The organism is Acinetobacter sp. BIGb0196 (assembly GCF_011759595.1).
Lineage (GTDB): Bacteria > Pseudomonadota > Gammaproteobacteria > Pseudomonadales > Moraxellaceae > Acinetobacter > Acinetobacter guillouiae.
Map to the genome: position 1 here is coordinate 2,734,653 of NZ_JAAOZA010000001.1, position 15,920 is coordinate 2,750,572.

Annotated in this window: 13 protein-coding genes; 3 read left to right on the plus strand and 10 right to left on the minus strand. The window is 43.6% G+C overall.

Annotated elements, in window-relative coordinates; all coding sequences use genetic code 11:
• From FHR28_RS12510 to FHR28_RS12555, 10 genes are all read right to left on the minus strand, one after another.
• A complete protein-coding gene (locus tag FHR28_RS12510) occupies window positions 1-1,182 on the minus strand; it encodes a maltoporin (RefSeq protein WP_166782716.1) in 1,182 nt (393 codons plus the stop codon).
• A 188-nt stretch (window positions 1,183-1,370) separates the two neighbouring features.
• Window positions 1,371-2,885 (minus strand): aldehyde dehydrogenase (NADP(+)), encoded by a 1,515-nt coding sequence (locus FHR28_RS12515; protein WP_166782717.1) that lies wholly within the window; start codon window positions 2,883-2,885, stop codon window positions 1,371-1,373.
• A 30-nt stretch (window positions 2,886-2,915) separates the two neighbouring features.
• Window positions 2,916-3,914, minus strand: coding sequence for an ABC transporter permease (locus FHR28_RS12520; RefSeq protein WP_004721504.1), 999 nt, complete (start codon window positions 3,912-3,914; stop codon window positions 2,916-2,918).
• Window positions 3,915-3,963: 49 nt separating this feature from the next.
• Window positions 3,964-5,493, minus strand: coding sequence for a sugar ABC transporter ATP-binding protein (locus FHR28_RS12525; protein WP_228722067.1), 1,530 nt, complete (start codon window positions 5,491-5,493; stop codon window positions 3,964-3,966).
• A gap of 46 nt (window positions 5,494-5,539) precedes the next feature.
• Window positions 5,540-6,649: a sugar ABC transporter substrate-binding protein gene (locus tag FHR28_RS12530; protein ID WP_166782718.1), complete on the minus strand. Its 1,110-nt coding sequence runs from the start codon at window positions 6,647-6,649 to the stop codon at window positions 5,540-5,542.
• A gap of 242 nt (window positions 6,650-6,891) precedes the next feature.
• Window positions 6,892-7,605, minus strand: a complete 714-nt coding sequence (gene rpiA / locus FHR28_RS12535; RefSeq protein ID WP_004721510.1) for a ribose 5-phosphate isomerase A — start codon at window positions 7,603-7,605, stop codon at window positions 6,892-6,894.
• Between the two features lie 47 nt (window positions 7,606-7,652).
• Window positions 7,653-8,492 carry a MurR/RpiR family transcriptional regulator gene (locus FHR28_RS12540; protein WP_004721513.1) on the minus strand — a complete coding sequence of 280 codons (840 nt, stop codon included), beginning with the start codon at window positions 8,490-8,492 and terminating at the stop codon, window positions 7,653-7,655.
• Between the two features lie 39 nt (window positions 8,493-8,531).
• Window positions 8,532-9,179 carry an HAD family hydrolase gene (locus tag FHR28_RS12545; protein WP_004721514.1) on the minus strand — a complete coding sequence of 216 codons (648 nt, stop codon included), beginning with the start codon at window positions 9,177-9,179 and terminating at the stop codon, window positions 8,532-8,534.
• A 16-nt stretch (window positions 9,180-9,195) separates the two neighbouring features.
• Window positions 9,196-10,713 carry a xylulokinase gene (gene xylB, locus FHR28_RS12550; protein ID WP_166782719.1) on the minus strand — a complete coding sequence of 506 codons (1,518 nt, stop codon included), beginning with the start codon at window positions 10,711-10,713 and terminating at the stop codon, window positions 9,196-9,198.
• A 3-nt stretch (window positions 10,714-10,716) separates the two neighbouring features.
• Window positions 10,717-12,201 carry an aldehyde dehydrogenase family protein gene (locus FHR28_RS12555; RefSeq protein WP_166782720.1) on the minus strand — a complete coding sequence of 495 codons (1,485 nt, stop codon included), beginning with the start codon at window positions 12,199-12,201 and terminating at the stop codon, window positions 10,717-10,719.
• Window positions 12,202-12,492: 291 nt separating this feature from the next.
• Between FHR28_RS12555 and FHR28_RS12560 the strand changes: the two genes are divergently transcribed.
• Genes FHR28_RS12560 through FHR28_RS12570 form a run of 3 tightly spaced genes read left to right on the plus strand, consistent with a single transcriptional unit; the run spans window position 12,493 to window position 15,378 of the window.
• Window positions 12,493-13,638 carry a fumarylacetoacetate hydrolase family protein gene (locus tag FHR28_RS12560; protein ID WP_166782721.1) on the plus strand — a complete coding sequence of 382 codons (1,146 nt, stop codon included), beginning with the start codon at window positions 12,493-12,495 and terminating at the stop codon, window positions 13,636-13,638.
• Window positions 13,638-14,591 (plus strand): C-terminal binding protein, encoded by a 954-nt coding sequence (locus FHR28_RS12565; RefSeq protein WP_166782722.1) that lies wholly within the window; start codon window positions 13,638-13,640, stop codon window positions 14,589-14,591. The genes FHR28_RS12560 and FHR28_RS12565 overlap by 1 nt, the downstream gene beginning before the upstream one ends.
• 25 nt (window positions 14,592-14,616) lie before the next feature.
• Window positions 14,617-15,378 (plus strand): SDR family NAD(P)-dependent oxidoreductase, encoded by a 762-nt coding sequence (locus FHR28_RS12570; protein ID WP_166782723.1) that lies wholly within the window; start codon window positions 14,617-14,619, stop codon window positions 15,376-15,378.
• Window positions 15,379-15,920: the final 542 nt, after the last annotated feature.

Here is a 15,920-nt window from a genome sequence, read left to right on the forward strand (position 1 = left end):
TTACCACCAATATTCCAATTGAGCACCAAAGTTTGAACCACGATTCACATTGTGAAAATTGTTATTCGGCATCACCAAGTCACGCATTTTTTGCTCATTATCGTTCCAAAATGCATAGGTATAATAAAGGCGCAGTTCTGGACGATCATAATAGCCTGTGCCTTTTATCGACCAGGTTGGTGCCAGTGTCAATTTGGTCAGATTACGGGTTTGGTCATTGGCCTTGATTTGGTCATAGCCAATTTCAGTGGAAATTTTAAAATGATCTTGAACCACATAAGCCACCCGAGAGCCCACTGAAATCCAATCACGATCTTGTTGATTCTTTAGTTGGTCTTTTTGGTAAATAAATTGAGCTTGTCCATTGAATTTCTTACTGTCTGAGGTCCAATCCAAGATTTCAAGAAAGCGCAGTGAAGAAGTATCACGATCCAGCTCAGGGTTACCGGTATAACTCAGCCCGATCCCAGCGCCTTGACCATATTGTAGCGCCACGGTATTTTTACCATTCAATACCTCAGCCGTGACATTTTGCACAGTCAGTGCCCAGCCCATCTCATCTGCATCAATCAATGACAAACCAGTATTGATTGTATTTTTAGAACCGATTGGAATCCCTTTCACTGTCACATCATGTCGATTGATATATTTTTTCTGAAATACATTGTCTTTTCGGGAAAATACATAACTTAAGGACAAGTCATTGATTTTATAATCATCAATACCGAAGCCAGTAGCACTCTGATTCCAATAAAAGAAATCGGACATGTGAATGTCATTACGTTGATAAAATCTCCTGCCTGCCCAGACATTTGCCCCATTCAGATAGGAAATATTTCTCCAATCCAAATAAATTTGGTTCATTCGGGTAAAACCATTGTCGTCATTAAAACTTAATGTTTGCCCATATCGGTTATAAAACTGAAGCATTCCGTTGATGTTAATTTCGGAATTATCTTTTAACTTGATCAGGTTTTGTTTGGCAAAAAACTCACCGTATTGTTCACATTCATTTCCAAGACGATACTTGGTCGGCGCTCCCGTGAGTTGAAAACACTCTTGTGTTTTGCCATTTTCAGTTGCACCGATTCCCGTACGAAAATAGCCACCAAATTCAATCGCAGATGCAATTTGCGACAATAAAAAAACCCCTGTTCCAACAATCCATACGTTTGTTTTCATGTTAAATTCCTTTTTTAAGCATGAGTTTGCCTTATCCCTCTGATTCATTCAGTTGGATGGAGTAAAGAGCGCACTCATTAAAATTATATTTATTTCAATTCGGGTTAGAGTTTAATGATGAGATAAAACCATCTCCTTTAATTCATCTCATTGCCTTTATTTTCAAGCACATTGCGCTTGATTTTTACTTAACGTAAATCCACAGGAAGTAAGTCTTCCGTAATATTTTGATAACACACAGGACGCATAAAGCGACGAATCGCCAGCGTACCTACAGAGCTTGCACCAAAGTTTGTTGAAGCTGGATAGGGTCCACCATGAACCATGGCATCACATACCTCAACCCCAGTCGGGAAACTATTTGCAAGAATACGACCTGCTTTACGTTCCAGTACAGGCAGTAATTGACTTGCAACATGATGATCTGCTTGATCAAGATGAAGCGTACAAGTAATCTGCCCCTCAAGGGACTTCGCCACGTGCATCAATTCATCGATATTTTTAACAATAACCACTAAACCCAGCGGTCCAAATACTTCTTCTTCTAAGGTCTTATTCTCCAGCCATGCTTTGCCTGTTGTAACAAACAGATAAGGACTCGCATTACGCAAATCACTGCTTGAACTAAAGACTTCACTTACATCTGCTGTATTTGCCAAACGTTTATGCCCTTCACGATAAGCCTCGGCAATCGCATCGGTTAACATGACCTGTGCTGGAACAGATTCAAGTGTTTTTACAACAGTTTGAATATAGGCTTCTGCTGCTAAACCTTCGATCAACACGGCGACCCCGGGATTGGTACAGAATTGACCAGCGCCTAATGTCAATGATTCCGCCCAGCCTTTGGCAATTTCAGCACCACGATTGGCAATCGCATTGGGCAAAATAAACATTGGATTGACAGAACCCAGTTCACCAAAGAACGGGATCGGTTCTGAACGTGCAACACAAAGATCATATAAAGCACGTCCACCACGCAACGAACCTGTAAATCCAACCGCTTTAATCAACGGATGTTGTACTAAACTTTGACCAACATCTAATGCTCCACCGTGGACTAAACTAAATACACCAACGTGCAGTCCACATTTTTCAATCGCAGCATGAATCGCTTCAGCAACAATCTCCGCTGTACCTGGATGTGCCTCATGCCCTTTAACCACAACTGGACACCCTGCGGCCAATGCCGATGCTGTATCCCCGCCTGCCGTTGAAAATGCCAGCGGAAAATTTGATGCACCAAACACTGCAACTGGTCCGATTGGGCGTTGCATCAAACGAATATCTGGACGTGGCAGTGGCTTTCGATCCGCAAGTGCAACATCATGACGGCGATCCAAAAACTCACCTTTCAAAATATGTGCAGCAAAAAGTCGCAGCTGCCCCACAGTGCGTCCACGTTCTCCTTCCAGTCGAGCCTTGGGCAACCCTGTTTCTTGGGTTCCAATCTGGGTAATCGCATCTGCTCGAGCTTCGATTTCATCAGCAATGACATTGAGAAAAGTCGCGCGCTGCTCAAGCGTTGAGTAACCATAAGTGCAAAAAGCATCTTCTGCCGCTTGGCATGCTTGATTGACAAGTTCACGATGACCGACAGAAAAACGAGATACTGAACCATCAATCGGGTTATTGGTAAAAGTCTGATCAGTCGCAATCCACTTCCCTGCGATTAAGTGCTGACCATGTGGTTGAAAAGACATTGTGCTTTTTCCTCGATCAAGTTGAGTAAATTAACCAAAATAACGGACGCGGAAAGCATCAATCAGTACTGCAATAAAAATCATGATTCCTCCAATCATTCCGACATAAAAAGAAGGCACATTGATAATTGCAAGTCCGACCTGAATGATCGTGAGTAGCAATACACCACCCAATACGCCTTTCACATTGCCACGCCCACCAAATACACTGACACCACCAATAATGGGCGCCGCAATCGCATAGAGTAGATAGCTTGAGCCTTGATTTGATGTAATCGCCATTTGCCATGAAGCCAGTAAGAATCCCGCAAGAGCAGCAAGAAACCCAGAAATGGTATAGGTCATAATTTTGATACGCTTCACTCGGATTCCCGCAGAGAGTGAAGCAGCAGGATTTCCACCTACAGCATAGATTGAACGACCCAAAACGGTATGTTTCAACATCACGCCAATAATCAACAACATGATCAGAAATACCACCGGCATTAATGGCCAAGTCCCGAGGGTTGCTTGCCCAATCCAGGTATAAGCTTCTGCAAAATTATTCAGCGTTTTGCCTTGTGTTAAGGCCAAAAGTGCACCTTGAAGGATGATCATCATTGCTAGGGTTTGGATCAACGCAACCATTTTTAATTGGGTGATACACCAACCGTTAAAGAACCCAATAAAAGTACCGACCAATAAGCCCAGTAAAATCGCGGCAAACCAAGGTAATCCCCAATCAGAATAAGCAAGTGCACCTACAGCAGCGGAAAAACCGGCATTTGCTGGAATTGAAAGATCGATTTCAGCAATCAACAATGGCAATGCGACAGCCAAACCCAAAAGCCCTAAAACGGTTGCCTGCACCATGATATTTTGCAAATTAAACACGGTAAGAAAGTATTCATTAAATGCACCAAAAATGATGACCAAAGCGATCAACCAAATCCAGACCACGTTGTGGAGCACCCAACCTAAAATTTCGCGAGTATTTTTCTTTGCTGTAATGTTGGTGATCTTATTGTCTGCTGCTATTTCATTACCCATTGCATCTCTCCTTACTCATTGCATCTATCCTTATTATTGTCTCGTGACATCACGCCTGAACGGATGCGCGTAGACGGTCGACGGTAATCTCCTGCCCCGTCAATGTTTCTTTTACAGTCCCTTGATCAAAAATACACACGCGATCGACCACACGAGCCAATTCGTCCATATCGGTTGAAACAATGATGACCGCAACACCAGCACGACTAAGTTCATCAATGATGCGCAATACATCTTGTTTCACCCCAATATCAATTCCACGTGTCGGTTCATCCACCATCAGCAATCGTGGCTTTGCTGCCAACACTCGTCCCAAGCACACTTTTTGCTGATTACCACCACTCAATGTATCCACTGCATATTCAGCATTCGGTGCTTTCACCCCCATTGCGTTAAAATAATGCTGAATCACCGAATCCTCTGCCTGTTGATCGATAAATCCCAATTTTGAGCGTTGCAATAAAGAAGACAGCGCAATATTCGATCCAATTGACATCTGTCCAACCGCCCCATCATGACGACGATCATCAGAAAGATAAGCAATTCCCATATCAAAGGCTTCATGTGGAGATGTTGCTAAAGCTTGCGCATCTTCACCATGCATTGAGATCGAACCTTTTGCAGGATGCAATCCAAAGATTGCCCGAGCAATTTCTTTGGCGCCTGCGCCAGGCAGACCAGTAAATCCAATCACTTCGCCTGGACCTATGTTCAGTTGTTGCAAGGCCAAATCTTTGCCATATATATTTTGTAAACGAACAGCAGGGATTTGACTGGTGTAATCACATCGCTCCCGTTGAAAAAGCGCAAGGTCTCTCCCGATCACCAACTCAGTCAGTTGTTCAGCGCTCATGTTACTCACATTGTCAGAACCACCTGCCAAACTGCCATCACGTAATACAGTCACCGCATCACAAATTTCAAGAATTTCATCGTTGTAGTGTGAGATAAAGATAAACGTTACCCCCGTAGCTTTTAATTTATGCATAAAATCAAATAACTGACGGCGATCAGCAACAGTTAATGCCGCTGTTGGCTCATCCAAAATAATCACCCGACCACCAGAGAACATCGCCCGTAGAATATTTAACTTACGTCGTGCCACCGCATTTAAATGCCCTGCTAGCGCTTTGGCATCGATATTGGTTCCTTCAAGCATGCGACTTGCATTGCCACGCAAAGTTTTCCAATCGATAAACCCTTTTTTATTCGGCCAGATACCCAACATCAGGTTTTCTTCTGCGGTCATGTTGTCAATGATCATTGGCTCTTGTGTCACCAAGAAAACCCCAGCGGCTTCCATTGCTTTGACATCAACATGCTCAAGTACACGACCATTTAAAATAATTCGCCCAGATGTAGGGGTGACTTGTCCCGAAATAATGCCAACCAATGTGGATTTACCTGCACCGTTTTCACCCAGCAAGCCATGAATAGAACCTTTACGAATCTCAACCGTGACACCGCGTAGTGCTTGAACCACACCATAACTTTTAGTCACGTTCTCAATGCTTAGGATCTTCTCATTAATTGCCTTATCAATATTCCGTTCATGTAATCCCATTTTTTCTCTCAACATTGCTTATTTGTCATCACTGGAACAAGTCTGCTTTACTCAATGCGAATTAAGCATAGGGAATGCCCCAATCCTTCTCAGCCACTGCCCCCCAATGTCTTGCATCACTTGCATTGTCCTTATTGATGACAAAAGCTGGAATAATCAGTGTTGGTCCTGTTTTACCTTTTACGATGACGCCTTTTTCCCAAAAGTACTTGGTGTTGTGGTATTCACCCAAAGGCACTTCTGCATTTTTCAATGAATGCTTAGTTAGCATTTCAACCGCAATCTCACCATAAGCAATTGGGTCTTGAGATACACATGCATCCATATAGCCTTCCTGAATCCATTTCAAAGCAATTGGCTCACCATCAATCGTCACAAAAATAACATGGCCTTCCTCACCGACCTTCTTCCAACGATTTCTTTGTTGCAATGCAGTCGCAATACCGCGTGCAGGAGAGTCAGAAGGTGCATGTACTGCATCTAGATCAGGATGCTCAGATAAGGTAGATAAAGTTACCGCCAGCATTTTTTCCAGTTGTCCTTCAGTCGGTCGAGACAAATAGGTAATTTCTGGGTATTTCGCAAAAATTGAATCCATACCTTCTTTACGTAAACGCCATGCCACAGAAGCCAAAGCACCAAAACAATTCAAGACTTTACCTTTTGGCTTTCCGTACTTTTTGACCAAACGACTTACAATTTCCTCAGCAGCAATGACACCGCCTTGAAAATTATCAAAACTTACAGTAATTGCGACATCACCACCATCCGCAGGCGTATCGATGATACCGACAGGAATTTTTTGCTGGTTATAGCGCTGGATGGCAGAAACAATCGCCTGACTGTCTATTGAATCTGAAATAATTGCAGATGGTTTTGATAAGAGTAAGCTCTGCCACTGCTCAAGCTGACGGGTACTGTCAAAGTTTGCATTGGTGGCTTGAAACTCGCCTGAGTTGGCTTGCACCGCACGTTTAACAGCTTCTTCCTGAATCACAAAAAAGTAGTAATCAAGACTTTTATTGGAATATGGAATTGAAAGACGAGTTGCGGTTGATGTAGAACGACTACATCCTATAAGCCCTCCCCCCAAACTCAGTCCTATACCTGCTGCAACTGCGCTTTTAAATAGATTACGGCGGGTTATTCCGCCCTGATTTGATTTTGTCATTGGAATATCTCCTTTATTCCTTATTTATTAAATCTAGTAATACTACATTTTTAATTAAACTGTCAATAACATCCCATGCAGAATATTTAAAAAATAATCTTTAGATACAATAAATAGATACTTAAAATTAAACAATAAAAGCTTAAATATATAATAAACACGGATATTTAAGAGAAATATCAACCATTTTATTCTGGTAAATCGATTTTAGTTTTATAACAATAAAATATAGTTTTACTATATTATCGCATTTTTACGTAAGAGGTTCCATCAAAACACGCCACCACCATCCCCACCGCTTCACGAGTAAACAGACCATTTTCGACCACACCCGGAATTCGATTGAGCTCAATCTCTAATGGTGATGGATCTTTGATTATTGGCCCACAATGGCAGTCTAGAATAAAATGACCACTGTCTGTCACGACGGGTTGCCCATCACGCATTCGACGTTCAATCCGTATATTGTCAATACCATGTTCTGCAAGTACACGTTCAACCATTGCTAAGGTTTGCTTCCATGCAAATTGCACCACCTCAACTGGAAGCGGAAAGCCACCCAAACAATCGACAATCTTGGTTTCATCACAAATACAGATCATTTGTTTAGAAGCGTGTGCGATGATCTTCTCCCAAAGCAAACAAGCACCACCACCTTTGATCATATTAAACTGGTGATCAACTTCATCTGGACCATCAATGGTCAGATCAATTTCACCGATCTCATTGGGATCCGTGATTTCAATCCCCACCTGTTGTGCCACCTCAATGGTTGAACGAGAAGTGGTGGTACACGTCAGGGTTAATCCATGTTCTCGGATGTGTGCACCCAACTCTCGAACAAAAAAATGCGACGTCGTTCCAGAACCTAAGCCCAATTTCATACCATCATGGATAAAATCCTGAATTACTCGGCGTCCTGCTACTTTTTTTGCTTCATCCTGTTGATTACTCATTCAGTACTCCTGTTACTTACGCAGCTTCACTGCTACTTTTTAATTGATCAAATCTTGTCCGTGTGCCATAAATCAAGCGCCGGCAATTGATCAGGAAATTGACTACCACTTGCGATTGCAATGGCAGTGACTAACATATTGGTCACCAGATGATGGTTCAGGCGTGAAGCCAACGGCGTCATAAGCTCGGTATGCTCATAAGGCTGCACAGCAATCAGCACATCTGAAATCTGTGCCAATGGACTATCATGTGCCGTAATCGAAACCACTTTCGCACCACGTTTACGGGCAATGCTGGCAATCTCGACCATTTTTCGCGTATGTCCAGACTGCGAATAAATCAAAATAACTTCTTCAGGTCTGGCACTATCGGCATGAATACGTTGGTGCTTTGTACCAAGCAAGGCCTGACAGCGGATACCCAGTCGTTGAAATTTATGTTCTGCATCCACAGCATTGATTTCAGACATTCCTGTGGCATAAATGCCAACCCAATTTGCCGCTTGAAGGCAACCTGCTCCCGCCGTGATTTGCTCTGGCACTAAATCTTCAGCCAAGCGCTGAATTGCATTCAGTGAATTACGACAGGTTTTCCGCACAATATTTTCAATACTGTCATTGGGAATAATTTGCTCATAAGCAAATGGTGCAGATGGCACTAAGCTCTGCGCCAACTGAAGTTTTAAATCCTGATAACCCTCAAAACCAAAACGGCGGCAAAAGCGCATAATGGTTGGATCACTGACAGAACAGACTTCAGACAGACTCGCCATACTCATCTGAATCACTTCAGATGGTGATGTCACCACAAAATCAGCCACACGTCGTTCAGCACGATGCATGTTTTCACTTTCTTGAAGAATCCGCTGTAACAAACTGACGGTCATACCACCACACTCCTAGCCGCCACCTGACAGCACATCAAATCAAACTTGTAATAAATCCGCCAAACGACTTAAGCGTTGCTTGGCAGAAATTTCCACCTCTGGACCACCGCCCCAAGGTACAACAAAAAAAGGCACATCGGCACCCACTGCGGCTTGTTGATCAATGGGTGTATCGCCAACATAAGCCCAACCACCAGAAACCAAATTCATCGCGTCCGCCACAGCCAACAAATGTTTTGGATCTGGTTTACAGGCAGGTACCGCATCCGCACCTAAGGCCACATCAAATAACTCGGATAAGCCCAATTGCTGCAACACTTTAGCAGTGATTGCATGGGTTTTGTTGGTACAAATACCCAATTTTATCCCAGCCGATTTTAACGCCTCAAGATCTTCACGTACGTGTGGAAAAATTCGGGTATGCCCCGCAGGATTGGCCAGATACGCCTGTTGATAACATTGTAAAGTTTGCTGTAATGTTACTTCGTCATAGGCAACATCCAATTCATCTAAAATATCGATAATCAGCCGACGTGGGCCATTGCCAAGAAATTTTTCAACAAAATGCGCCTCAAGCTTGGGCCAACCATTTTGAGCAAAGCCAATATTTAAAGCCTCCGCAATATCAGGCGCACTATCAATCAGTGTGCCATCTAAATCAAAGATAAATGCAGAATAAGCAGTCATAAAAAACTCCTGAGAATTATTGGTCAAAAATTGGCGAACTTAACGCGGTAAGCGTTTGCCCCAATACGGGATAGAGACTGCGATACATTTCATGCGCTTGTGCATACACCTCAGCGACTGCCAAATTTGGCTGTTCTCTAGAAATTGCCCGAAAGTTTTTGATTGCACTCTGTGCATCAGGCCAAATCCCCACTGCTAAGCCAGCAACCAATGCAGCACCAAAGGCGGCACCTTCAGCAGCACCATCGGTCGTCACCACCTCACAACCAAATACATCGGCCTGAATTTGTCGCCAAAGAGTAGACTTTGCACCACCCCCAGAAGCTTTAATCACTTGCTTTTCAATCCCTAATGGCTGCATTAAGGAATACATATCCGCCAAGGCATGCACCACCCCTTCCATCACAGACCGAGCAACATCACCACAATCATGTCGCGCAGTGAGACCGATAAGCGCACCACGCGCTTTAGGGTCGGCATGTGGGCAACGCTCACCATACAGATAAGGTAGAAACAATAAGCCCTTTGCACCCGCCGTACTCGCTGTTGCTTTGGCGACAATTTGCTCAAATGAAAGATGTTGCCCGTCAGCAATATGACAAAAATTCTCACGGAACCAATTCATTGCACTGCCAGCATTGAGAGAGACACCCATACAATGCCATTTATCAGCAGCCACATTGCAGAAAACCTGCAAACGACCTTTTGGGTTTTCTTGTGCTGTATCTAAGGCAGCAGCGAGAATCCCACCTGTACCAAGTGTGGTTTGCAGTTCACCCGGCTCAATCACACCTGAACCAAAAGTCTGAATTACCGAATCCCCACCCCCACCCGCAACAGGCAATCCCTCTGGAAGACCGAAGAGTGCTGCACCTGCTGCTGAGACGTATCCTGAAATCACTTGTGATTCAAATACCGGTGGGAGTATCGCAGGATCAATTCCTATCTTTTCAATCAAGCCCATCGCCCATTGTCGTGAACGCACATCAAACAAGCCTGTGCCAGAAGCATCAGAAACCTCAGTGGCAATCACCCCAGTCAGACGTAAACGCAAATAATCTTTCGGGTTCAACATGCTACGCATACGCGCAAACAGCTCAGGCTCATGACGTTGCATCCAAAGAATTTTGCCACCGGTATAACCCACCAACATTCTGTTATTGGTTGCCGCAAGCAATCCATCTAAGCCACCAGCAGCCACGACAATATCATCACATTCAGCTTGATTACGTTGATCATTCCATAAAATAGCTGGGCGTAAAACTTGCTGTGAAGCATCAAGTGGAACCAAACCATGCATTTGCCCAGACAAGCCAATACATAATATTTGCACTGGAGGCGCTTTGGCCAATGCCCCCGCGACAGCCTGACGCGCACCCTCCACCCACAATTCAGGATCTTGCTCTGTCCAACCTGGTCGAGGTCTAGACAATGGATAAGTTGCGATATCGGCTGAAACAACTTTTCCTTCAATATTGATCAATAAAGCCTTACATCCTGAAGTTCCTATATCTATCCCTAGAAGTACTTGCATAAATCAATTCTCCACGCCGTGGTGTAAACGAATATGTTTGAAATTAAAATATTCAAGCAATCCTTCACGACCATGTTCGTAGCCAACACCACTCTGCTTACGACCACCATAAGCAGCATTCATTATTCCAGCATCAACGTTATTGATCGCGACATTGCCATAGTCAAGACCCGCTGAAACCCGATGAATTTCTGTCAAATTTTGTGCATAACAATAAGCCGCTAAACCATAAGGCGTATCATTGGCATAGCTAATCGCCTCATCCAAATCATCAAAAGGAGCAACTCCAACCAAAGGACCGAACGTTTCTTCGGTCATGACTTGCATACTATGCTTACAATCCGCGATCACTGTTGGGCGGAAAAAATGTCCTTTGGCATATTGAGCCCCCTCTGGTGCTTTACCGCCAGCCACCAATCGTGCACCTTTAACCAAAGCATCTTGGAGATGGATACGCGTTTTATCTAAAGGTTCAGCAGATGCCATTGCGCCGAGATCAGCAGATGGATTTTCCAAGCCATTATCGACACTCAATGCATCAGCCGCTGCTGCAAGTTGAGTAACAAACTCCTCATATACTGCGCGATGTACATAGATGCGATTAATCGCAATACAGATTTGCCCACAATTACGGAAGCTACGACGTGCTGCACCTTTGACCGCTGCATCAAGATCGGCACTCGCAGTGACAATCATCGGGCAATTGCCACCCAACTCTAAAGACAGACGTTTCACTTGTGGGCAACTTTGTTGAATATGCAAACCCACTGCACTTGAGCCCGTAAATGCAATTTTATCCACTAGCGGATGCTCGACCAGTGCCTGCCCCACTTGTGAGCCTTTACCCGTCAATACATTGACTACTCCTGCAGGAATACCCGCTGCATGACATTTTTGTGCAATTGCCAAAGCAGTAAATGGCGTCAATTCAGCAGGTTTAATAACGATGCTACATCCAGCAGCAAGGCTGGCACATAATTTCCACCCCACCAACTCAGCGGGATAGTTCCATGGTGTAATTGCAGCAACCACACCAATCGGTTCACGTACCACTAAACTTTGGAATCCTTGTTGATCATTGGGAATAATTTCACCATGCACTCGCGTGGCTTCTTCAGCATAAAAATGACATGCTTCAGCGAGTTTTAGAATTTCACCTTTTGCTTCATTAACAGGCTTGCCTTGTTCCGCTGTCATGATCATTGCCATATTTAAGGCATCCGCAGCAATAAGGTCGCCTAAACGATGCAAAGCGATCGCACGCGTTTTTGGCACAAGCTTAGACCATGAAGCAAATGCATGACGTGCAGCAGAAACAGCCGCATCAATCTCATCCGTTGTTGCTGCAGCAATATGACCAATCACCTCACTCGTTGCAGGGTTTAGCACAGGCAAGCGAGACCCTTTGCCTTTAGAAAATTTTCCGTCGATATATAAAATACTGTCGAGTACAGCGATTGATTCAGCTAAAGCATTATTTTTCATCATTTACTTCACGCCTTCCTATGCGAGTAATCTTGTTATTCATTGTTAAAATATATAGTAATACTATTTTTATGCAACAATAATTTATAAATTATCTGAAAACCCTTTGGGAAAACATCAAAACCAACAATAAAAATAAAATAATTTATAAATAAAAAACAAATAAATATATTAAAAACCCATTAATGTAAGCGAATAATATCTGCATATACTCAATACACTACTTGACCAAAGCTAAAATTAAAAAGTAGTATTACTAGATAGAACAAATGATAAACAAAGGAAGGATTCTCCATGTTACCCACATCACTCAACAGCGCCAAATTGGTTGGACGTGTTTGGCTTCCTCACAAAGGGCCATCGGTTGTCATCTTACGTGACAACATACTGATTGATGTTACTGAGTCGGTCATCTCAATGACTGATTTTCTTGACCATGATCCTGCTGGTCGTTTTGACCAACTCACAGGTGAAGTCCTTGGAAGAGTTGAAGATTTGGTGCTTGATCCTACCGAAATGGGTTACCACGCAGATCGTCCTTGCTTACTTGCACCCTGTGACTTTCAATCCTTAAAAGCTTGTGGAGTTACTTTTGCCAAAAGTATGGTTGAACGTGTCATCGATGAACGAACCTCGGGTGATCCAGCTCGTGCCGAAGCATTACGTCAACGTATAGGTACACTAATCGGTGGCAGTTTATCGAATATTCAAGCAGGTTCTGAACAAGCAGCAGAAGTTAAAGCGACCTTGATCGCTGAAGGTTTATGGTCACAATATCTCGAAGTCGGGATTGGGCCAGATGCCGAAGTCTTCACCAAGTCACAACCCATGTCTGCTGTTGGTTATGGTGCACAAGTGGGGATTAATCGGATTTCAGCATGGAACAACCCTGAGCCAGAAATAGTGTTGGCGGTGGATAGCCAAGGCAATATCCGTGGTGCGACGCTGGGCAATGATGTCAATCTACGTGATGTTGAAGGCCGTTCAGCGCTATTACTCGGCAAGGCAAAAGACAATAACGCATCATGTTCAATTGGCCCATTTATCCGTCTATTTGACTCAGATTTCACCCTTAGCGATATTGAGAATGCCACGCTTCACATGTCTGTAATTGGTGCAGAAGATGGTTTCAGCATGTCGGGACACTCCAATATGGCGGAAATCAGTCGTAAACCCGCGCATCTGGTCGCACAAACCTACAATGACTCGCATCAATACCCAGATGGCTTTATGTTATTTTTAGGCACAATGTTCGCGCCAACACAAGATCGAGAAGGTCAAGGTTCTGGCTTTACCCATAAACCTGGTGACGTGGTCGAAATCTCAACTCCGCTTTTAGGCACATTACGCAATACTGTTGTTTATGCTGATCAAGCACAACCATGGACTTATGGAACCCGTGCACTGATGCGTAATTTAGTAAAACGAGGAGTGCTCTAATGAAATTAGTGGTCACTGATCAAGCCTTTGGTAATACACGACATGAGCAAGCGGCCGCGCAAGTTGCTGGGGCAAGTTTTGCAGCATTTCAATGCCGTAGTGAAGCAGAAACAGTACAAGCCGTTGCAGGAGCAAATGTAGTACTCAACAACTTTGCACCAATGACCCATCGTGTGATGCAGGCCATGGCAACTGGTGCAACCATTGTACGTTATGGGGTTGGTGTCGATAATGTTGATCTCGTCGCAGCAAAACAACTTGGGATACAGGTTTGTAATGTACCTGATTATGGTATTGAAGAAGTCGCTGATCATGCGGCTGCCATGACCTTGATGATGGCACGTAAACTCAATCAGTATGACCAAGGTATCCGCGCAGGTGAATGGAAGATCGACCAGATGGTTACAGGTATTCGTTCGTTGCGTAATACCACTGTAGGTTTAATCGGGCTGGGACGTATTGCGAAAGCTTATGCCTCACGCCTCGCAGCCTTTGGTTGTCATATGATTGGCTTTGACCCATATGTCACTGAAGCGCAAGCAAAAACACTAGGCGTTCACCTGATGTCACAGGATCAAGTGATTTCTTCTGCCCATGTTTTATCGCTACATGTTCCACTGACTCCTGCAACACGTCATTTAATTGATGCGGAGGCGATTGCAAAAATGCCTCAAGGTTCAATCATTATCAATTGCTCAAGAGGTGGACTGATTGATGAATCAGCATTAGCCACAGCCTTGCTCAGTGGACAAATCTCAGGCGCAGGACTGGATGTCTTTGCACAAGAGCCATTACCAGCAGACTCGCCTTTACGTACAGCACCTCATTTAAGCATGTCTCCACATGCGGCCTTTTTTTCTGACACATCGGTAGATACCTTACAGCGCTTAGCCGCTGAAGAAGCATTACGCAGTTTACGTGGTGAACCGTTACGATGCTCACTCATCACATAAAATGAAAAAGACAAAGAGAAAAGATATGGATTATCACAAGAAAATGGACTTAAGTAATAAACTGGCGCTGGTCACAGGTGCAGGTCAAGGCATAGGTGCAGCAATTGCTGAAGCACTGGCAGCGACAGGCGCCGAAGTTATTTGTACCGACATCTTACTGGATCGTGCAACAACAACTGTACAAGCGTTAAAGGCCAAGGGCTATCTTGCACGTGCGGAAAGCTTAGATGTCACGGATAGTGCAGCGATTAACGCGCTTGCTCAAGCATTACCAGCGCTGGATATATTGGTATGTAATGCGGGCATTGTGACGAATACCCCAGCTGAGCACATGACAGATGAGGAGTGGGATAATGTCATCAACATCAACTTGACTGGCATCTTTAAGACTTGTCGTGGCTTTGCCCGTCAAATGCTGGATGCTGGACGAGGATCGATTATCAATATTGGTTCAATGTCAGGACAGATTGTCAACGTGCCACAACCGCAATGTCACTACAATGCCTCAAAAGCAGGCGTGCATCATTTAACGAAATCGCTTGCAGTTGAATGGGCTCAACGCCATATTCGGGTGAACGCTGTTGCCCCCACCTATATTGAAACACCGTTATTAAAAAACCTTGAAAACCAAGATAACTTAGTCAATCAATGGTTGGATATGACACCGGCTAAACGTATGGGGCAAGCGCATGAAATTGCGTCTATTGTGCAATTTCTGGCTTCAGATGCCTCAAGTCTAATCACAGGTTCAATCATTACGGCGGATGCTGGCTATACCTGTATTTAAAATCAACACGCTCAATGCGATCTATTAAGCTTAGGCCTAACTCGAAAATAAAGGAAGATGATCTTATTCAAGCATTGGAACAGAATCAGATTATGGGGTATGGTACAGATATAGTGGATCAGCAATCCAGTTGAGCGGCTTGTTGTTTAATCAAGTCGAATAGCCCAAAGTAACTCAAGCCTCATCTGCTTAATTTATCCATTACAGGAGAGATGACTAAAACAACCACTGAAACATGGCAATGATTATTTTCAATGCTATTTCGATATTAAAAAACGATTTAAACAAGAATATCCCAAGGATTAAACGGAATTTAATTGACTGGACAAACAAAGTGAAAATGATGCTGAAAGAGAAAAAATTCTTGTGAATTTATTGAAATTTTCTCTTTTAAAAACTTAACTTATACCCTACTCGCTCAAAACCTATTCATTTTAAATGCACTGCTTTTAAATGTAAGACCCTAAATGATTAGGTTATTTAAAACAATGAATTGAATCAATGGATGTTGATCTCAATACAGTAAAAATCAATTCTCATGG